The following is a 19257-nucleotide window of genomic DNA, read 5'->3' as shown; positions in this document are numbered from 1 at the left end:
TCGTTTTTTGCGCCGACCGCTGCGGGCGATGTATATCTGTCATGCAAGGGGTATATGTGCGCGTGTTCAATATCAAAACAGCGAGTCGGATCGTGGAGTCGGCACAGACGAAATGGTGGGACAGGTTTGGTGAGTTCGCGGCGCGGGCACGCCGGGAACGTCCCCTGCTGCTGCTCCTGACGCTGGTCGCCGCGCTTGCCCTCGTTGCCGGAATGCAGTGGCCGGGCGTGCTTGCCGGCTGGTTGTTGCTGTTGCTGGTGGTGGTGGCCCGCAAGCCGGCCGAGGCTCCGGCAGCAGAGCGGCAGATGGTGATTGAGGTGGAACCGGCCTTCGATCCGATGCCGCAGGTGGCCGCAACCTTGGCCGCGTTGGACACGCCGGCATTGGTGCTCGGCCAGGATGCCATCATTCTTTTTCAGAACAAGGCGGCAGAAAAGGCTCTCGGAGCGCTGCCCGCCGGTTCGCATCTTTCCGCGAGACTCCGCTCGCCTGGTATTCTCGACATGGTGCGCGAAACGATCGCCACCGATGAGCCGAACCAGATCGAACATTCCGAACGGCTGCCGTCCGAGCGTGTTTACACATTGCGTATCGCTCCGATCGATTTTGGCCGGGTAGGCGATCAGCCTGATCAGGCGCCGCAGAAACTCTACCTCCTGTCGTTCAAGGACATCTCGGAATTGCGCCGGATCGACCGAATGCGCTCGGACTTCGTGGCAAATGCCAGCCATGAGCTGCGCACCCCGCTTGCTTCGCTGCGTGGCTTCATCGAAACCCTGCAGGGGCCGGCGCGATCCGACCCTGCCGCCCAGGAACGCTTCCTTGCGATCATGTTCGACCAGGCCACGCGCATGAGCCGCCTGATCGATGATCTCATGTCGCTTTCGCGCCTTGAGCTCAAATCACACATCGCACCGGATCAGACGGTCGATCTGAAGCCGCTGATCGGTCATGTCCGAGACGCACTCCTGCCTCTTGCCGAAGATCTTGGCGTGGAGATCCGCACTCATCTGCCGGAGGGCAAGGTCGAAGTGCTGGGCGACCGGGACGAACTTGTGCAGGTTTTTGAAAACCTGATCGAGAACGCCTGCAAATACGGGCAGGAGGGCGAGGTTGTCGATGTCTATGTCCGGAACGATCCCACGGAGCCCGTCGAGGTAAGCGTCGTTGACCGCGGGCCGGGCATCCCCGCCGAGCATGTCCCGCGTTTGACAGAGCGGTTTTATCGGGTCAGCGTGGCAGACAGCCGCTCCAAGAAAGGCACCGGTCTGGGGCTTGCGATCGTCAAACACATCCTCACCCGCCACCGCGCCCGGCTGATTGTGAAGTCCGAGGTTGGCAAGGGAAGCGAGTTCACCGTCAGGTTTTGACATAAAACCAGTCGCATCCAGGATACGAACGAGATTCATCGTTTAATTTCAGTTATTTAATATGTCATAAATGTTTCACCGAACTGACATAAAAGAGACGGGCAATAGCCGTTAAGACAAGCGGGCTGAACGCCGGCGAGAGCGAGAGCCGGTGACCTCCGTATTCACACAAGCCCCATAATGGGAGATTCCTCATGAACATCATGAAACTTTCTGCGGCAGCCCTGGTGGCCTCTGTTGCGTTTGCCGGCGCTGCCGCCGCACGCGACCAGGTTCAGGTTGCTGGCTCCTCGACCGTTCTTCCCTACGCAAAGATCGTCGCTGAAACCTTTGGTGAAACCTTCCCGGACTTCAAGACGCCGATCGTCGAGTCGGGCGGTTCGGGCGCCGGTCTGAAGGAATTCTGCAAGGGCGTCGGCGAGGCTACGATCGACATCGCTAATTCCTCGCGCCCGATCAACAAGAGCGAGATCGAGGCCTGCAAGGCAGCCGGTGTCGCAGATGTCCAGGAAATCCGCATCGGTTATGACGGCATCGTCTTCGCCGTCGATTCCAGCAACGGCGACGTGAAGGTCGAGCCAAAGGACCTTTACAAGGCACTTGCCGCAGAGGTCGTCGTAGACGGCAAGCTCGTTGCCAACCCTTATAAGAACTGGTCCGAAATCAACCCGACCCTGCCGAAGGGCCCGATCGCCGCCTATATCCCGGGCACGAAGCACGGTACCCGCGAAGTCTTCGAAGAAAAGATCATGGCGCACGGCTGCAAGGACGCTGGCGCTCAGGACGTCATCAAGGCCGCCATCACCGATGCCAAGCAGGCAACTGCGAAGTGCGTTGCAGTCCGCAAGGATGGCGTGGCTGTTGACATCGACGGCGACTACACCGAAACCCTGGCCCGTATCTCCGCCAACAAGACTGGCCTCGGCGTTTTTGGTCTCGCTTTCTACGAAAACAACGCCGACAAGCTAAAGGTCGCGACCGTCAATGGCATCGTTCCGTCCACGGAAACAATCTCTTCGGGCAAGTATCCGGTCTCCCGCCCGCTGTTCTTCTACGTCAAGAAGGCGCATCTCGGCGTTATCCCGGGCCTGAAGGAATATGTGGAATACTTCATCTCCGACGACATGGTCGGTCCTGAAGGCCCGCTGGCCGAATACGGTCTCGTAGCTGCTCCGGACGATCAGCGCGAACAGGTCCGCAAGGACTTTGCCGCCGGCAAGACGATGTAATACCAAAGGCCGGCGCCGCTTCGCGGTGCCGGCCACTTTTCTGTCGGAGGTTGGGTGCCCGGCCGGCAAGTGAGTTTGTTGCTGAGATTGTTGCGCTTGCGCGACCGCGAATGCGATCGGCTCCGATGAACGGAGCTGGGCGGTGATGGATTGCCGCCGAAGGCGGTACGCCGGGGGATTTTGATGAGTACATCATTGATATTGTTGATTGTGGCGATAGTCGGCCTCGCCGGTTACGGGATCGGCGCACGGCGTTCGCTGGCCATCGCCGGAGGGCTTTCTTCGAAGCTTCATTCGAGGCCCGGTTATTATGGGTCTTTCGTGGCCGTATGTGCCATCGTTCCAGCCGTTTTTATCCTTTTTGTCTGGCTGGTTGCCAGCCCGGCCGTTATCAGTTCCTCGATACGCGGGTCCTTTCCCGAAGAGGTGAAGGCGCAATCCGAAGCAGAGCAGGGACTGGCATTCGGAATGATCACGTCGATCGCCCGCGGTATGAACGTCCTGAGCCTGGAGGAGATCGACCGGATCGGCAGCAATCCTGTCGAGCTTCGCTCGGCACTCGGCGCCAAGGGTGTTCCGCTTGCTGGCGATCCGCAGCCCTATATGATCGAGGCCGCCGGAAACCTGAACACCATGACCTATGCCAGCCGGCTGGCGATGACTGCCGTCGTGGTGGTGTTTTCCGTGCTTGGTGCAGGTCTCGCCTATCGCAGGATCGCGCCGCGTTTCCGTGCCCGCAACCGGGTGGAAAAGGTGATCCTTGTCAGTCTGGTCGTTGCATCCTCCATCGCGATCCTGACAACCGTAGGTATCGTTTTGTCCATGCTGACGGAAGCGACGCGCTTCTTTACGCATGTACCGGCGTGGGAGTTCTTCTTCGGCACCGTCTGGGATCCGCGTTTCGCGGCGGCCGGCTCCGGGGGTTCGGAGGGCCAGTTCGGGCTGATCCCGCTCCTGCTCGGCACCCTCTATATCGGCTTCGTTGCTATGCTTTTTGCCGTGCCGATCGGTCTCTTCTCTGCGATCTACATGGCTGAATATGCGTCGCCGCACGTCCGGTCGACCGCCAAGCCGCTGCTGGAGGTCCTCGCCGGCATCCCGACCATCGTCTACGGCTTTTTTGCCCTGACGACGGTTGGCCCCTTTCTCAGGGACCTGTCCTCGCAGCTGAACGGGCTGGTAACCGGTGACTATTCGAACTTCATTCAGGCACAGAGCGTTCTGACCGCCGGCTTCGTCATGGGCATCATGCTGATCCCATACGTCTCGTCGCTGTCGGATGACATCATTACTGCCGTACCCCGCGCCCTGCGTGACGGGTCTCTCGGGCTCGGCGCCACCCGGTCGGAAACCATCAAACGTGTCATCCTGCCGGCGGCACTGCCCGGTATCGTCGGCGCATTGCTGATGACCGCCTCGCGTGCGGTCGGCGAAACCATGATCGTGGTTCTTGCCGCCGGCGTTGCCGCCCGCATCCAGCTCAATCCCTTCGAGCCGATGACGACGGTGACCGTCAAGATCGTAAACCAGTTGACGGGCGACCTCGAATTCACGTCGCCGCAGACGCTGGTGGCCTTCGCACTCGGTATCACGCTCTTTGCCATCACGCTTTGCCTCAACATCTATGCACTTTACATCGTGCGCAAATATCGGGAGCAGTACGAATGACCGATGTGGTTTCTCCCGTCTCAGGTATTCCCAAGACCAAGGCCGGTCGCAGGGATATCGGCATCAAGCGCCGCTACGCCGCCGAGCGTCGCTTCAGGGCCTATGGTGTCGCCGCTCTTTCCTTTGGCATCATCTTTCTGATGCTTCTCCTGTGGTCGGTGGTCTCAAAGGGCTACACTGCCTTCCAGCAGACGATGATCACCATACCGATCGAATTCTCCGAGCAGACCATCGACCCGCAGAACGAACGTGCCGCAAATCCCCAGAAGCTGATGACCGCGAACTATCCGGTCGTCGCCCGCAATGCACTTGCCAAGACGCTCGGCGTCAGCGTCGATGACCGTGTGAAGATCCGTGCTGTCGGGCAGTTGTTGTCTGACGGCGTGCGTACCCAGCTTCGCGACATGGTCGTCGCCAACCCGGCGATCATCGGAACAACTCAGAACGTCGCCTTGCTTGCTGCCGGTGATATTGATTCTGCCTTCAAGGGCCAGATCAATCTCTCCGTTGCCGAAGGGAACCGCAAGATTTCGGACCAGCAGGTGACCTGGATGAACCAGCTCGCAGAAAGCGGCGTGCTCGCCAAGCACTTCAATACGGGGATCTTCGTCAACGGCGCGTCAAGCCGGCCGGAAGCTGCAGGCGTCGGCGTCGCGCTGATAGGCTCGTTCTACATGATGCTGATCGTTCTGGTCCTGTCGCTGCCGATCGGTGTTGCTGCTTCGATATATCTTGAGGAATTTGCACCGAAGAACAAGTTCACGGACCTGATCGAGGTGAACATCAACAATCTCGCGGCGGTCCCCTCTATCGTTTACGGATTGCTGGGACTGGCTGTGTTTATCAACTTCATGGGCCTGCCCCGCTCCGCGTCTCTCGTCGGCGGCCTGGTGCTGACCCTCATGACCCTGCCGACGATCATTATCGCCACGCGAGCCGCTTTGAAGGCGGTGCCGCCGTCGATCCGGGCAGCCGCCCTTGGTCTCGGGGCGTCGAAGATGCAGACGATCTTCCACCACGTCCTCCCCCTCGCCATGCCTGGTATCCTGACCGGCACCATCATCGGACTTGCTCACGCACTCGGAGAGACGGCGCCGTTGCTCCTGATCGGCATGGTGGCATTCGTGGCCAACTATCCGGCGACGCCGCTCGATCCTTCAACGGCATTGCCGGTCCAGATCTACATGTGGGCGAATGAGGCCGAACGTGCGTTCGTCGAACGTACCTCTGGAGCGATCATCATTCTGCTCCTGTTCCTCATCGTAATGAATGTTGGCGCAATTCTCTTGCGGCGACGCTTTGAGCGGCGCTGGTAAAAGGAGTAGGACACGATGAACATGATGTCAGAAGCAGCAGTTGAAAAGGCGCTGGATCAGAAGATGAACGATTCTTCCTACAAGATGATCGGCAAGGACGTGTCGGTCTATTACGGCGAAAAGAGAGCGCTTTTCGACGTCAACCTGAACGTCCGGGAAAACACGGTGACTGCCCTCATCGGTCCTTCCGGTTGCGGCAAGTCCACTTTTCTGCGCTGCCTCAACCGCATGAACGATACGATCGAGAACTGCCGCGTCACGGGCAGGATCACACTCGATGCCGACGATATCTATGATCAGAATATCGATGTCGTTGAATTGCGCGCCCGCGTCGGCATGGTTTTCCAGAAGCCGAACCCATTTCCGAAGTCGATCTACGAAAACATTTCCTACGGCCCACGTATCCACGGTCTGGCCAGAAACAAGGCCGACATGGATCAGATCGTCGAAGCCAGCCTCCAGCGGGCCGGCCTCTGGACCGAGGTGAAGGATCGCCTGCACGAATCCGGCACCGGCCTCTCCGGTGGTCAGCAGCAGCGTCTCTGCATTGCCCGCGCGGTGGCAGTGTCGCCGGAAGTGATCCTGATGGATGAACCCTGCTCGGCGCTCGATCCTATTGCAACCGCCAAGGTCGAGGAGCTGATCCACGAACTCCGGGCCAACTATACGATCGTCATCGTGACGCATTCGATGCAGCAGGCGGCTCGCGTGTCGCAGCGCACTGCCATGTTCCATCTGGGTCAGCTTGTCGAAGAAAACGACACAGACAAGATGTTCACCAATCCGGACGACCAGCGCACTCAAGATTACATCATGGGCCGTTTCGGCTGATCTGCCGACTGCGCCGCCCGACAACCCAATATCGAGGACTAGACGATGGCATCGACCCATATCCTGTCGGCCTATGATGACGAACTGAAATATTTGAGCCGCCGTATCTCCGAGATGGGCGGTCTTGCTGAGCAGATGTGCGCGGATGCTGTGCGCGCCCTGGTGAATTCGGACTCGGCTTTGGCTCAGAAGGTCATATCGGATGATGTGATCCTCGATCATGCTGAGCGGGAGATTCAGGACAAAGCTATCGTCACGATCGCCAGACGCCAGCCCATGGCTGCCGATCTGCGCGAGATCGTCGGCACGCTGCGCATAGCAGCCGATCTCGAACGCGTCGGCGATCTGGGCAAGAACACCGCCAAGCGTGTCATCGCGGTGCAGGGCACGGGCGTGCCCCGCAAGCTTGCACGCGGCATCGAGCACCTTTCCGATCTGGCGCTGGTACAGCTCAAGGAAGTGCTGGACGTCTATGCCAGCCGCTCGGCGGAAAAGGCCGAAGCGATCCGTATCCGCGACGAAGAGATCGACGCGATGTACACCTCGCTGTTCCGGGAACTCCTCACCTATATGATGGAAGATCCGCGCAACATCACCACCTGCACGCATCTTCTCTTCTGCGCCAAGAACATCGAGCGCATCGGCGACCACGCCACCAACATCGCCGAGACGATCTACTACATGACGACGGGCGCCCAGCCGGAGGGCGAGCGCCCGAAGGACGATACATCGAATACGCTTGGCGCGATCACCGAATGACGGAATGCTGATGGAGCAGAGCTGAGATGCTGCCAAAAATTGCTGTGGTGGAAGACGAGGAAGCGCTGAGCGTGCTTCTTCGCTACAACCTGGAAGCTGAAGGGTATGAGGTCGAGACGATCCTGCGCGGCGACGAAGCTGAAATCAGGCTTCAGGAACGCACTCCGGATCTCCTGATCCTCGACTGGATGCTGCCGGGCGTCTCAGGCATCGAGCTTTGCCGCCGTTTGCGCATGCGCTCGGAGACCGAGCGCCTGCCGATCATCATGCTGACGGCCCGCGGCGAGGAAAGCGAACGCGTTCGCGGTCTCGCAACGGGTGCGGACGACTATGTGGTGAAGCCGTTTTCGACGCCGGAACTCATGGCGCGCGTCAGGGCCATGTTGCGGCGTGCCCGGCCGGAAGTCTTGTCCAGCGTGCTGCGTTGCGGCGATATCGAGCTCGATCGCGAGACCCATCGCGTGCATCGCAAGAGCCGCGAGGTTCGCCTGGGCCCGACCGAATTCCGCCTGCTGGAGTTCCTGATGGCCTCGCCAGGCCGGGTTTTTTCTCGCTCGCAGCTTCTCGACGGCGTCTGGGGTCATGATATCTATGTGGACGAACGCACGGTCGATGTGCATGTCGGTCGTCTGCGCAAGGCGCTCAACTTCTCCAACATGCAGGATGTCATCCGCACCGTTCGCGGCGCCGGTTATTCGATGGAGTCCTGACGGGCGGCGTTGCTGATCGGGCTTGTTTAACCGGTCTTGCTGATCGGGTCGGCCACGGCCTTGGATTCCGGTGACCCCTTGAAGCGCAGGAAGATCGACAGAACCACCAGCACCGCAGTCGAGAGGAATTCGGATTGCCAGTTCTGGAAGGATTCAAACCAGAATTGCGCGTCTCCCAGATATTGCCAGAAAGGCATTGTCGGCTGCCCGTGCATGGCGGCTTCCACATTGGCAGCCTCGAAGCTGTAGCGAAGATGCAGCACGAATGTGAGCAGGAACAGCAGGCCGAGCGCGATCCCGAGCGAATAGGAATAGAGGCCGCGAATGAAGGAGCCCGCCTTTACCGGCCATGGCGCCTCGGGATCGGGTAGATGCTTCCGCGGATCTTCATCCTGCGGGTTGGGTTGATCCGGATCCTTCGATTCCGCCGAGCCCTTTTGATAGAGCATCGCCGTCAGCATAACATAGGCGGACATCTGCAGAAATTCGCTCTCCCAGTTCTCGAAGATGGCGGAGAGAAAATGTCCAGAGGTGAGATAGTCGACAGCCGAGAGCGCGACCTGTCCGTGTTCGGCGAGTTCGTCGTTATGAACGCTCCACCCGGAAATAAACGTCCCGCCGATCGTGGCAAGCGCCGCCACCATCAGCACGATCGTCAGACCGTTAGCTCGCAGGAAAGACATGATCGAACCTTCAAACCGTGATCGGATATCCGCATCAACGGTTGATGACATAGAACGTTCCATGCCGGTTCTACGAGCAAAAACAGAACGTTGATCGGGGATCCTACGTGGGTTGGCCAAGGTGCCTAAGGCGTTGGGAGACCGTTATCCGGTGGTAGCTGCCTTGGACCATTCCGGCAGCGGAAACAGCCGGTCATAGGCCCAGTTGAAGACGAAGGCATAGATCACGTAGAAAACTGCGAAGGATATATCCATTGTCAGCGCCTGAATGAGACTCACGTCGAGATACCAGGCGATCAGCGGCAGCAATACGATAAGCAGGCCAAGCTCGAACAGGATCGCATGCGCTATCCGCACGACAGGGCTCTTTTGCGTGCTGCCGGTCAGCCGCCGCATCAGGTGGTCGAAACCGATATTGTAGAGGTAGTTCCATCCCGTTGCCAGCGTAGCTGAGCCAATCCCGACAATCCCGATATCTTCCACCGGCATGCCGAAAGCTATGGCGCCGAGCGGCGTGACAAGAGCGAGCCCGATCAGTTCGAAGCTGATTGCGTGGCGGATGCGGTCGCGTGTGGAACGCATGGTAACCTCCAGGGAGCCCTGAACCCAAGGTCCTTGTTCTTACCGGGTCGTCCCGATGTGATGCCCATGAGGGGGAGGTCGTCCTCGCGCACATCAAAATAGGCATCATCTAACGACGAGGCAAGCGCCGGAAGACATGGCTGCTATGCGGAATGAAGAAAGCGGGCAAAAGCCCGCTTCAATTCCCGTCTCGGAGCGTACCGGTCTTATGCCCGGGCAGCAGTCCTGCGGCGATCGTGTATCGGCTGATAGGCAAGCCGTGCGTGGTAGCTGCAATAGGGGGAGGAGTCCGGGGATTCGCAGCCGCAGAAATGGAAATCTTCCTTCAACGGGTCGCCGACCGGCCACTTGCAGGTGCGTTCCGTCAGCTCGGTCAATGCAAGGCGACGGGAGATAGGCACCACCACGTTGGAAGCCGGACGGTATTCCATCTCCTCGAAGGCTTCGACTTCGATCTCTTCCTTGACCACGGTCGCGCCGACGGCACGAGCGACTGTCCGGGTCGCGACGCGAGATGCATAATTCGGTGCCCGAGGCGCTGAAGTCGTCCGCTTGGCCGCCGCGCGGCCCGTAGCGACAGTGCCCCCAGCCTTTGCCCGGCCCGGCAGGCTGAGGCGGTGCACCTTTCCGATCACGGCATTACGGCTTACGCCTCCGAGTTGTGCGGCGATCTGGCTGGCGCTCAGACCTTCCGACCACAGTCTCTTGAGTTTCTCGACACGCTCGTCTGTCCAATTCATGCCCGTTCTCCGCCTTTGAACGTTGTCGGCATGCAGAATCCTTCCACCTTTGCCGCAGACATCATTCCGCAGCACCCACTACATATATGTTTGAGGTGACTAGTTCCGCCGCATGCAGTCTAGTAATTGATCTTTAACCTAGTGTGAGGCTGACTCCGTGGCAAGAGTCGCGGGATTCGCAGAGAATCGATTTCTTGGTTTTCCCCAACTTGCTGTCTGGAAGAGTCATTTTTGTCACATGGGCAGGCGTTGCCTGTTTTCGGTTGTAGTGCGGCAGAATGCCGAGCTTTGTTGACATCCGGGCCTTAAACATCGATAGTGCGGCTGGCCGCCCATTGGGCGGCATTTTTGATTTTTCAGGCTGGTTCGCTGGTCTTTAAGCTGCCTAGAGGAGTGATGTCGCCATGGCTGAAGCCACGCTTTTCGACACCTTTGCCCGGGCCCCGTTGCGTTTTGAGCGTGGCGAGGGTGTATGGCTCGTGACGGAAGGCGGCGAGCGATATCTCGACTTCGGCGCCGGCGTTGCCGTCAATTCGCTGGGACATGCTCATCCGCATCTCGTCGAGGCGTTGAAGGCGCAGGCAGAGAAGGTGTGGCACACGTCGAACCTCTATGAAGTGCCCGGTCAGGAAACGCTGTCTCGCCGCCTGACCGACAATTCCTTCGCGGATAAGGTGTTCTTCACGAATTCCGGAGCCGAAGCGCTGGAATGCGCAATCAAGACGGCCCGCCGCTACCAATATGTGAAGGGCCATCCCGAGAGGTTCCATATCGTCACCTTCGAGGGCGCGTTCCACGGCCGCACGCTGGCGACCATCGCCGCTGGCGGACAGGCGAAATATCTTGAAGGCTTCGGTCCGAAGGTGGAAGGTTTCGACCAGGTTCCGTTTGGCGATCTCGACGCTTTGAACGCTGTAGTTGGCGAAAAGACAGCCGCGATCCTTATCGAACCCATCCAGGGCGAGGGCGGCATTCGTCCTGTACCCAAGGAGTTCCTGCAGGCGCTGCGCAAGATCTGCGACGACAACGGCCTTCTGCTTATTTTTGACGAGGTACAGTGCGGTGTGGCCCGTACCGGCAAGCTCTTTGCCTATGAATGGTCGGGCGTGGCGCCGGATATCATGGCGCTTGCCAAAGGTATCGGCGGCGGTTTCCCGGTCGGCGCTTGCCTGGCGACGGCCGAAGCGGCGTCCGGTATGACCGCCGGCACCCACGGCACGACCTATGGCGGCAATCCGCTTGCCATGGCCGTCGGCAACGCCGTGCTGGATGTCGTCCTGGCCGAGGGTTTCCTCGATCATGTTCGCGACGTTTCGCTCGTTTTCCGTCAGGGTCTGGCAAGCCTCAAGGATCGGTTCCCCGATATTATTGAGGAAATTCGCGGCGAGGGGCTGTTGCTTGGCATCAAGGCGAAAGTCCCCGCGGGTGATCTGGTCGGCGCGATGCGTGGCGAACGCCTGCTGGGCGTTCCGGCGGGCGACAATGTCGTGCGCCTGCTGCCACCTCTGACCGTTACTGCGGAGGAGGCCCGAGAAGGACTTGCTCGCATAGAGAAGGCGGCGGAAAAGCTTTCCGCGTCGTTGATGAAAAAATCGGCCTGAGAAGGTAGAAGGGGGCGCCGTTTCTGGTTCCCTCTCGACAGGGAACCAAAATGGCATCACCGAAGCATTTTCTTGATTTTTCCGCTGTTTCCGCTGCAGACCTGCGCGTGATCCTGGAAGACGCCAAGACCCGTAAGCAGGCGACCAAGGCCGGAACGGCAGCAAAACCCCTGGCCGGCAAGATGCTGGCGATGATCTTCGAGAAACCATCTACCCGCACTCGTGTCTCATTCGACGTCGGCATGCGCCAGCTTGGCGGGGAAACCCTTTTCCTGTCGGGTACGGAAATGCAGCTTGGCAGAGCTGAAACGATCGGCGATACCGCCAAGGTTCTTTCCCGTTATGTCGATGCAATCATGATCCGCACCACCGATCATTCGCGCCTGCTGGAGCTTGCCGAACACGCAACCGTACCGGTCATCAACGGCCTCACGGATGATACGCATCCCTGCCAGATCATGGCCGACCTGATGACGTTTGAAGAACATCGCGGCCCGGTCGCGGGGAAGACCTTTGCCTGGACCGGTGACGGCAACAATGTCCTCCATTCCTTTGTCGAGGGTGCCGCACGGTTCGGTTATCGCATGAACATGGCCGTTCCCATGGGGTCCGAACCGCACGACAAGTTTTTGAACTGGGCGCGCAATAACGGCGGCGAAATCATGCTGTGCCACGATGCCGAACGGGCGGTTGCGGGTGCCGATCTCGTCGTCACCGACACGTGGGTTTCCATGAACCAGGAGCATAAGGCGCGCGGTCATAACGTCTTCCAGCCTTTCCAGGTCAATGAGGAGCTGATGAAGCGGGCGGATAAGAACGCGCTCTTCATGCACTGCCTGCCCGCCCACCGCGGCGAGGAAGTCACCGATGAAGTCATCGACGGGCCGCAGTCGGTCGTCTTCGATGAGGCGGAAAATCGCCTGCACGCCCAGAAGTCCATCCTGGCCTGGTGTTTCGGCGCCGTCTGAATGCCGTTTCAGGCCAAATCTTGATTTTCAAAAGAGCCGGGCCCATCTACCGGCTATCATTTGCGCCGTGTTGTCAGAAACCGGTGTCTCAACACACTTCGTCGATGTCTTTTCCTCCGGCCTGAGGTTCCGCTCTGGCCGGCGCTTGTGTAAAAAGTTGTAAGGGCTCGGCGCGAAGGAGCGAAGTCATGGCGGAAGCGACTGTGAACCTCAACGATCTTCATTTTGCCGGAGACGACCGGGTCGTTCCTTTTCAGGTAGAAGGGCTGGATGTGCGCGGACGGGCCGTACAGCTCGGTCCGTTGCTGAACACCATCCTCGGTCGCCACGAATATCCGGGGCCGGTTGCCCGGCTGCTGGCGGAAGCCATCGTGCTGACCGCGCTGCTTGGTACGTCCTTGAAGTTTGATGGCAAGTTCACCGTTCAGACGAAAGGCGACGGTCCGGTCGATCTGTTGGTCGCGGACTTTTCGACGCCTGATAGCCTACGCGCTTACGCCCGTTACGACGAAGAAGCGCTGGCTGATGCGGTCAAGGACGGCCGCACCTCTCCGCCGGAGCTTCTGGGGCAGGGCGTGCTAGCCTTCACCATTGACCAGGGTCGCGGCATGCAGCCCTATCAAGGCATCGTGCCCCTCGACGGCTCTTCTCTCGAAGAGATCGCCGGCGTCTATTTCCGTCAGTCGGAGCAGATCCCGACAAAGGTGCGTCTCGGCGTAGCCGAGCTCTTCGACCGGGATGCGCAGGGCAAGCCGCGCCACAACTGGCGGGCGGGTGGCCTGGTTGCGCAATTTCTGCCCCAGGCTCCGGAGCGCATGCGGCAGCCTGACTTGCACGGCGGCGACGGCGACGAACGGGACACGGATGTGGTCGACGACGCCTGGAACGAAGCTCGTTCTCTGGTGGAGACGATCGATACGGACGAACTGACCGATCCGCAGGTTGCAATCGAACGACTGCTTTTCCGTCTTTTTCATGAGCGCGGCGTTCGTGTTTACGCACCGCAGACGGTTCATGATCGCTGCAGCTGTTCGCGAGACAAGATCAAAAGCGTTTTGAACGGCTTTACGGCAGAAGAGATTGAAGCAAGCCAGGAGGACGGCCATATCGCAGTCACCTGCGAATTCTGCTCGACCACCTATCACTACGAGGTGGCGGAATTCGCCGCGGCCTGAACGGGCCGCTCGGGATTGTCGAATACGGCGGCTCTGTTTTGAACAGAGCCGCCGTATCTTTTTCGAGCATTTAAGCCGCGCGGCGTGAGCCGGAGGCAGCCGATTGGCGGTAGGTCGCCGTCGCAGAGAGACGGAACTGGCGGAGCATCTCGGTCAGGCTCTGGGCCTCGCTTGCCAGTGCTGCGCTCGCCGCCGTCGACTCTTCAACCATCGCGGCGTTCTGCTGGGTGCCCTGATCCATTGTATTGACGGCGGTGTTGATCTCCTGCAGGCCGAGCGATTGCTCGCGCGATGCCTCGGCGATCGCCTGGACGTGACGATTGATCTCCTGGACTTCGCCAACGATCTTTTGAAGCGAAGTTCCGGTCTGCGCCACCAGATCCACGCCCGACTGCACGTGCTGGCTGGACGCCGTGATTAGCGTCTTGATTTCCTTGGCAGCATTCGCGGAACGCGAGGCAAGTTCGCGAACTTCCTGGGCAACGACTGCGAAACCCTTGCCGGCATCACCCGCGCGCGCTGCTTCCACCCCTGCGTTGAGCGCCAGGAGATTGGTCTGGAAGGCGATGTCGTCGATCACGCCGATGATGTTCGCGATCTCGTTGGATGAATTTTCGATATGCCTCATTGCGTCGATGGCGTCGTTGACCACCTTGCCGGAGACTTCTGCCCCGCCCTTCGTGCGCAGCACCAGCTGGCTTGCCTCCTCAGCACGCTTGGCCGCGTCCTTCACGGTGGTGGTGATCTGCTCCAGGGCAGCGGCAGTCTCCTCGACGGAGGCGGCCTGCTGTTCTGTACGTTTTGCCAGGTCATCGGCCGCGTTGAGCAGTTCGGTGGCGCCGGCGTTGATCGCGGAGGCATTGGTGCCGACGCTGTTCATCGCCTGGTTCAGCTTTTCGACGGAATTGTTGAAGTTGCGGCGGAGATTGTCCAGCTGACCCTGGAAAGGCGTCTCGATGCGGTAGGCGAGGTCGCCGTCCGACAGCCGGTTGAGCGCCGCGCCAAGTTCATCGACCGCATGTTGCACGGAAGCTGCTTCCTTTGCCCTCTCGGCGTCGCGCTGGAGCCGTTCCGCCTCGCTCAATTGGCGCGTGGAATCCGCCTCCTTGGCAAGTTTTATACGCTCTATGGCATTGTCGCGGAAGATGGCGACGGCAGCGGCCATCTGGCCGATTTCGTCGGCGCGGCCGATGCCTTCGATCTCGCCACTCGTCTGGCCGTCCGCCAGCGTCGTCATCCGCTCGCGAAGACGCGCCATGGGCGCGGTGATCCCTGCATGCGACACGTAGAAGGCAAGCGCGATGCTCGACACCACGCCGATGCCCAACCCGATGATGCTGGTGGTGATCGTCGAGTTGACCGAGGCTGACATCTCCTCGCCGCCCGACGCCAGCAAGTCCATCATCACCGTGTTGTTGGAGCCCGTCTCGGACGACATCTGCTTCAGGAGTTCGTCGTTCTTGATGAGGATCTCCTGAACCGCGGCCTTGTCGCCGGCGGCAGACAGTTCGATTGCCTTTTCGAAATTGGATTTCACCGCCCCGACGATCGTCAGGATCTTGGCCATCGCCTCCTTCCGGCTCGGCACCATTTCGCCGACCATCTGGAAGCGCTCCATGGCGGTCTTGAAGTCGCCGTTGAGCTTGTCCTTCATCGGCTGGTAATTCGGCGCTGTTGCCGGAAGCTCCATGAGGCGACCCGCCATGGAGACGGCGGTCCAGATCCCGGCTGCGGCGCGTGCTCCGAGCACGGCCGCCTTGCTCTCGTTGGTGATGAAGCCATGATAGGTGGCATTCGCCTGGCTGAACCGCAGCGAAACATAGCCGAGGCCTGAAAGAGAGATCAGACCGAGCAGGAGCAGTACGGACAGAATCTTTGCCTTGATTCCAATTCTTGCAAGCATGGAGGTTCCTTGTCGCCCGAGGTCGTCAGTGTCGACGGACCATAGGACAATGGTTGGGGAAGGGGTGTGGAAATGCCTCGGCAGGCTGGTGACGAACGCATCATGCGAGCGGTCGGGGCCGCTTCGTACATAGTGAATAAATTGTACAACGATTAAGATACGGCTAAATTCGCCTCAACGAAGTGCTAGTTCAGCACGCGCATGAGACCCGGAGAATCCAGCGAAAAGGCGGGGATCGTCACCTTGAAGGTCTCGCCCTGATCCGTCTGCATGTCATAATGGCCAAACATCATGCCCGAGGGCGTGTCGAGCGGGCAGCCGGATGAGTACTCATACGAGTCGCCGGGTTCCAGTCGCGGCTGCTCACCTACGACGCCAGGACCTTCCACCTCGTCCACAAGGCCGTTCTGGTCGGTAATGTGCCAATAGCGATGAACGAGCTGAACCGTCAACGCCGAATGGTTTTCAATGACAATGCGGTAGCCCCAGACATAGCGGCTCTCTTCCGGGTTGGATTGCTCCTCCAGATAGTAAGGTTCGACGGCAACTTCTATGTCTCGTGTACGGGCGCGATACATGCGGCACCTGAGAATGGTTACTTACTCGATATTGTACAGAGCTGCGGAAACGTCAAGAATTCTCGCGGTTTGAACAAGCGAGTGTGAGCGTTTCTTGAGGTTAGGGATAATTTAGTTGGTAAATCCGGCAAGACCGGATTTACCATAACCAGCCGCGTCAGGCAGAAATCTTGGCAAGCGCCTGCGCGAAGTCCTCGATCAGGTCGTCGGTGTCTTCGATGCCCGCGGAGAAGCGGACGGTGCCGGCCGAAATGCCAAGTTCGGCGCGCGCTTCATCCGTCAGGTTCTTGTGGGTCGTCGTGGCCGGATGGGTGATCAGGCTCTTGGAGTCGCCCAGGTTGTTGGAAATCCTGACGATATCAAGCGCATTCTGCAGCTTGAAGGCTGCTTCTTTACCGCCTTTCAGCTCGAAGCAGACCAGCGTCGAACCGCCCGTCATCTGCCGGGCGATGATATCGGCCTGCGGATGGTCCTTGCGGCCCGGATAGATGACCCGCGCGACCTGTTTCTGTTCGGCAAGGAAATCGGCGATCCTGGACGCGCTTTCCGTCTGCTGCTTGACGCGCAGCGGCAGCGTCTCGATGCCTTTCAGCAACGTCCAGGCATTGAAGGGCGACATCGCCGGGCCTGTGTGACGGAAATAGTCATGCAGGTTTTCGTCGATCCACGCCTTGTCGGAAAGCACGACGCCCCCAAGGCAGCGCCCCTGGCCGTCGATATGCTTGGTGGCAGAATAGACGACGATATGCGCGCCGAGCTCCAGCGGCTTCTGGAAGAGCGGGGTCGCAAACACGTTGTCGACGACGACCTTGGCGCCGATCTGGTCGGCGAGCCTGGCGACGCCGGCAATGTCGACCACTTCGAGCGTCGGATTGGTCGGGCTCTCCAGGAAGAATACCTTGGTCTTCGGCGTGATGGCCTTTTCCCAGTTTTCGAGGAAGCGGCCGTCGACCAGCGTGCATTCGATGTCGTATTTCGGAGCGAGCGTCTCGACCACCCAGCGGCAGGAGCCGAAGAGGGCGCGCGCCGCGACGATATGGTCACCGGCCTTCAGCTGGCAGAGGATCGCGGCAGTGACCGCAGCCATGCCGGAGGCGGTGGCTCGTGCGTCTTCGGCGCCTTCCAGCGCGCACATGCGCTTCTCGAACATGTCGTTGGTGGGGCTGCCGTAGCGCGCATAGATGAAACCGTCGGTTTCGCCTTTGAAGCGGGCTTCGGCCGCTTCCGAGGTATCATAGACGAAACCTTGGGTCAGGAAGATCGCTTCGGAGGTTTCGCCATATTGCGAACGCAACGTGCCGCCGTGTACGAGCTGAGTTGCCGGGCGCCATTTCTTGGTCATGCGTGTCCCCATTCAGAACAAAAAAACCGGTCGCATAAGCAGACCGGTTTCGCACCCGGTCTTTTTAGCCACTTATTTAACGTGGCTGCAAGCCGACCGGCCAAATCACCACGGGATAAGAGTGGCATAGCGCCGCGTCCCGCTTGCGTCAATGGCTCGCATTTGGTTTTGTCTCGACGAAAACTCTGAGAGAGACATGATGGCTCGCGAAACAGGAATTCTGGCGGACCGCGCAATAGCGGCGCTTTTCGACAGTGGACGGTTGATCTCCGAGCGCGAGCTTGATCGGGATCAGGTTCAGCCAGCGAGCCTTGATCTGCGTCTCGGCGCAAAGGCTTTCCGGGTCCGGGCAAGCTTCATGCCGGGACCGAACAGCCTGGTCTCCGACAAGCTCGATCGCCTCAAGCTGCACGTCATCGATCTCACCGAAGGCGCGGTGCTGGAAACAGGCTGCGTGTATATCGTGCCGCTGATGGAAAGGCTCGACCTGCCGGCCAATATGTCGGCCTCGGCAAATCCGAAAAGCTCGACCGGCCGCCTCGATATCTTCACGCGCGTGATCACCGACTACGCCCAGGAATTCGACAAGATCCCGGTCGGTTACTCCGGCCCCCTCTATCTGGAAATCTCGCCCCGAACGTTTCCGATCGTCGTTCGCCGCGGCTCGCGCCTGTCTCAGATCCGCTTCCGCGTGGGCAACGCTCTTTTGAGCGAGCCGGATTTGCTGCAGCTCCACAAGAACGAGATATTGGTGGCCGCGAGCAACCCGAATGTCTCCGGGGGTGGCATCGCTCTCTCGATCGATCTCTCCGGCGACAAGGAGGGCCTGATCGGTTATCGCGGCAAGCATCACACGGCTGTTGTCGACGTCGACAAGAAGGCCCAGCACGACATCTTCGATTTCTGGGAGCCGCTCTATAGCCGCGGCCGCAACGAGCTCATTCTCGATCCGGACGAATTCTACATCCTCGTCTCGCGTGAGGCGGTTCATGTGCCGCCGCTCTATGCGGCCGAGATGACGCCCTTCGACCCGCTGGTCGGCGAATTCCGGGTCCATTATGCAGGCTTTTTCGATCCCGGATTCGGCCATGAGGCGGCGGGTGGCCGAGGGAGCCGCGCAGTGCTCGAGGTCCGCAGCCACGAGGTGCCCTTCATCCTGGAGGACGGCCAGATCGTCGGACGGCTGGTCTATGAGCACATGCAGGAAAAGCCGGAAGGGCTTTACGGAGCTGGCATGGGGTCCAACTATCAGGCACAGGGCCTGAAACTCTCAAAGCATTTTCGCGTCTGAGCGGCGGGGCGCCGCTTGACAGCCGGCCTCATCTGTTGAAAGTCTCGGGTTGTCCTGTTACGCATGCTGCCGTCTGAAACCGGGTTTCGTTTTCGGACAGCATGCGAAAAGCGGGTGTAGCTCAATGGTAGAGCAGCAGCTTCCCAAGCTGAATACGAGGGTTCGATTCCCTTCACCCGCTCCAGTTTCTCAAATCCGTCAGATCAGCTTGCCCCAAGCCGGGTCCCATTCCAGGCCCTCTGCCAGTTCCACGTAGATCGGGTGCTGCTCCGGGCCGCGGCTTTTGTTTTCCGCCATACGGAAAGCCGCTTCCGGCTCCATTTCTTCGCCGGGGAAAACCATGTCGTCTTCTGAAGGTTCGGTCACCTTGCGGATGAAGCCGCGGACCTGATCCCCTGAATGGTAGAATTTGATGATCAGAGCGCCGGGAGCCGGGTCGGTTCCGTGATAGCGGTAATAGGTATGCATCTCTCGCCTCCATCGTCAGGTTCACCTATCTGACGTGCGGAGG

18 protein-coding genes, 1 tRNA gene and 1 riboswitch are annotated in these 19257 nt (G+C 59.6%); of the genes, 12 read left to right on the top strand and 7 right to left on the bottom strand.

Annotation, left to right across the window (positions count from 1 at the left end; genetic code table 11):
- The first annotated feature begins 92 nt into the window (after window positions 1-92).
- The 7 genes from phoR (at window position 93) to phoB (ending at window position 7883) form a co-directional block, all read left to right on the top strand.
- On the top strand, window positions 93-1370 hold the full coding sequence (phoR, locus tag EDE05_RS01820; RefSeq protein ID WP_245422733.1) for a phosphate regulon sensor histidine kinase PhoR: 1278 nt from the start codon (window positions 93-95) through the stop codon (window positions 1368-1370).
- Between the two features lie 194 nt (window positions 1371-1564).
- A complete protein-coding gene (locus tag EDE05_RS01815; protein ID WP_105370531.1) occupies window positions 1565-2599 on the top strand; it encodes a substrate-binding domain-containing protein in 1035 nt (344 codons plus the stop codon).
- 183 nt (window positions 2600-2782) lie between these two features.
- On the top strand, window positions 2783-4267 hold the full coding sequence (pstC, locus tag EDE05_RS01810; protein WP_105370532.1) for a phosphate ABC transporter permease subunit PstC: 1485 nt from the start codon (window positions 2783-2785) through the stop codon (window positions 4265-4267).
- On the top strand, window positions 4264-5583 hold the full coding sequence (gene pstA / locus EDE05_RS01805; protein ID WP_105370533.1) for a phosphate ABC transporter permease PstA: 1320 nt from the start codon (window positions 4264-4266) through the stop codon (window positions 5581-5583). Before pstC ends, pstA begins: the two co-directional genes overlap by 4 nt.
- A 15-nt stretch (window positions 5584-5598) precedes the next feature.
- A complete protein-coding gene (gene pstB / locus EDE05_RS01800; RefSeq protein ID WP_105370534.1) occupies window positions 5599-6414 on the top strand; it encodes a phosphate ABC transporter ATP-binding protein PstB in 816 nt (271 codons plus the stop codon).
- 45 nt (window positions 6415-6459) lie between these two features.
- Window positions 6460-7173, top strand: a complete 714-nt coding sequence (phoU, locus tag EDE05_RS01795; protein ID WP_105370535.1) for a phosphate signaling complex protein PhoU — start codon at window positions 6460-6462, stop codon at window positions 7171-7173.
- Between the two features lie 26 nt (window positions 7174-7199).
- Window positions 7200-7883 carry a phosphate regulon transcriptional regulator PhoB gene (gene phoB, locus EDE05_RS01790; protein WP_105370536.1) on the top strand — a complete coding sequence of 228 codons (684 nt, stop codon included), beginning with the start codon at window positions 7200-7202 and terminating at the stop codon, window positions 7881-7883.
- A 26-nt stretch (window positions 7884-7909) separates the two neighbouring features.
- On the opposite strand, the gene EDE05_RS01785 is transcribed toward phoB, so the two are convergent.
- The 3 genes from EDE05_RS01785 to EDE05_RS01775 all read right to left on the bottom strand — a co-directional run bounded on the left by EDE05_RS01785 (window position 7910) and on the right by EDE05_RS01775 (window position 9888).
- On the bottom strand, window positions 7910-8566 hold the full coding sequence (locus EDE05_RS01785; protein ID WP_132408892.1) for a DUF6766 family protein: 657 nt from the start codon (window positions 8564-8566) through the stop codon (window positions 7910-7912).
- A 144-nt stretch (window positions 8567-8710) separates the two neighbouring features.
- Window positions 8711-9148: a PACE efflux transporter gene (locus EDE05_RS01780; RefSeq protein ID WP_105370537.1), complete on the bottom strand. Its 438-nt coding sequence runs from the start codon at window positions 9146-9148 to the stop codon at window positions 8711-8713.
- Window positions 9149-9354: 206 nt separating this feature from the next.
- Window positions 9355-9888: a GcrA family cell cycle regulator gene (locus EDE05_RS01775; RefSeq protein ID WP_112797390.1), complete on the bottom strand. Its 534-nt coding sequence runs from the start codon at window positions 9886-9888 to the stop codon at window positions 9355-9357.
- A 404-nt stretch (window positions 9889-10292) separates the two neighbouring features.
- Here EDE05_RS01775 and EDE05_RS01770 point away from each other — a divergent pair, with 404 nt between their 5' ends.
- The 3 genes from EDE05_RS01770 (at window position 10293) to EDE05_RS01760 (ending at window position 13632) form a co-directional block, all read left to right on the top strand.
- Complete coding sequence (locus tag EDE05_RS01770; RefSeq protein WP_112797388.1) at window positions 10293-11489, top strand: aspartate aminotransferase family protein; 1197 nt, start codon at window positions 10293-10295, stop codon at window positions 11487-11489.
- Between the two features lie 50 nt (window positions 11490-11539).
- Window positions 11540-12457, top strand: coding sequence for an ornithine carbamoyltransferase (gene argF / locus EDE05_RS01765; protein ID WP_105370540.1), 918 nt, complete (start codon window positions 11540-11542; stop codon window positions 12455-12457).
- A gap of 188 nt (window positions 12458-12645) precedes the next feature.
- Window positions 12646-13632 (top strand): Hsp33 family molecular chaperone, encoded by a 987-nt coding sequence (locus EDE05_RS01760; protein WP_105370541.1) that lies wholly within the window; start codon window positions 12646-12648, stop codon window positions 13630-13632.
- A gap of 70 nt (window positions 13633-13702) precedes the next feature.
- Here EDE05_RS01760 and EDE05_RS01755 read toward each other — a convergent pair whose 3' ends face one another.
- The 3 genes from EDE05_RS01755 to EDE05_RS01745 all read right to left on the bottom strand — a co-directional run bounded on the left by EDE05_RS01755 (window position 13703) and on the right by EDE05_RS01745 (window position 17455).
- The gene (locus EDE05_RS01755) at window positions 13703-15535 is read right to left on the bottom strand and encodes a methyl-accepting chemotaxis protein (RefSeq protein WP_134099603.1); all 1833 of its coding nucleotides are present in this window, start codon (window positions 15533-15535) and stop codon (window positions 13703-13705) included.
- 185 nt (window positions 15536-15720) lie between these two features.
- Window positions 15721-16113 (bottom strand): Co2+/Mg2+ efflux protein ApaG, encoded by a 393-nt coding sequence (gene apaG, locus EDE05_RS01750; protein WP_105370543.1) that lies wholly within the window; start codon window positions 16111-16113, stop codon window positions 15721-15723.
- 157 nt (window positions 16114-16270) lie between these two features.
- Window positions 16271-17455 (bottom strand): O-succinylhomoserine sulfhydrylase, encoded by a 1185-nt coding sequence (locus tag EDE05_RS01745; protein WP_105370544.1) that lies wholly within the window; start codon window positions 17453-17455, stop codon window positions 16271-16273.
- Between the two features lie 43 nt (window positions 17456-17498).
- Window positions 17499-17577, bottom strand: a riboswitch (SAM riboswitch).
- 74 nt (window positions 17578-17651) lie between these two features.
- On the opposite strand from EDE05_RS01745, the gene EDE05_RS01740 reads away from it, so the two are divergent.
- Window positions 17652-18746 carry a 2'-deoxycytidine 5'-triphosphate deaminase gene (locus tag EDE05_RS01740; protein ID WP_165924083.1) on the top strand — a complete coding sequence of 365 codons (1095 nt, stop codon included), beginning with the start codon at window positions 17652-17654 and terminating at the stop codon, window positions 18744-18746.
- A gap of 110 nt (window positions 18747-18856) precedes the next feature.
- Window positions 18857-18930 (top strand) — tRNA-Gly (locus EDE05_RS01735).
- Window positions 18931-18944: 14 nt separating this feature from the next.
- On the opposite strand, the gene EDE05_RS01730 is transcribed toward EDE05_RS01735, so the two are convergent.
- Window positions 18945-19214: a hypothetical protein gene (locus EDE05_RS01730; RefSeq protein ID WP_105370545.1), complete on the bottom strand. Its 270-nt coding sequence runs from the start codon at window positions 19212-19214 to the stop codon at window positions 18945-18947.
- Window positions 19215-19257: the final 43 nt, after the last annotated feature.

Source organism: Neorhizobium sp. R1-B, assembly GCF_004368875.1.
Lineage (GTDB): Bacteria > Pseudomonadota > Alphaproteobacteria > Rhizobiales > Rhizobiaceae > Neorhizobium > Neorhizobium huautlense.
This window is presented reverse-complemented; position numbering and strand designations above follow the sequence as displayed.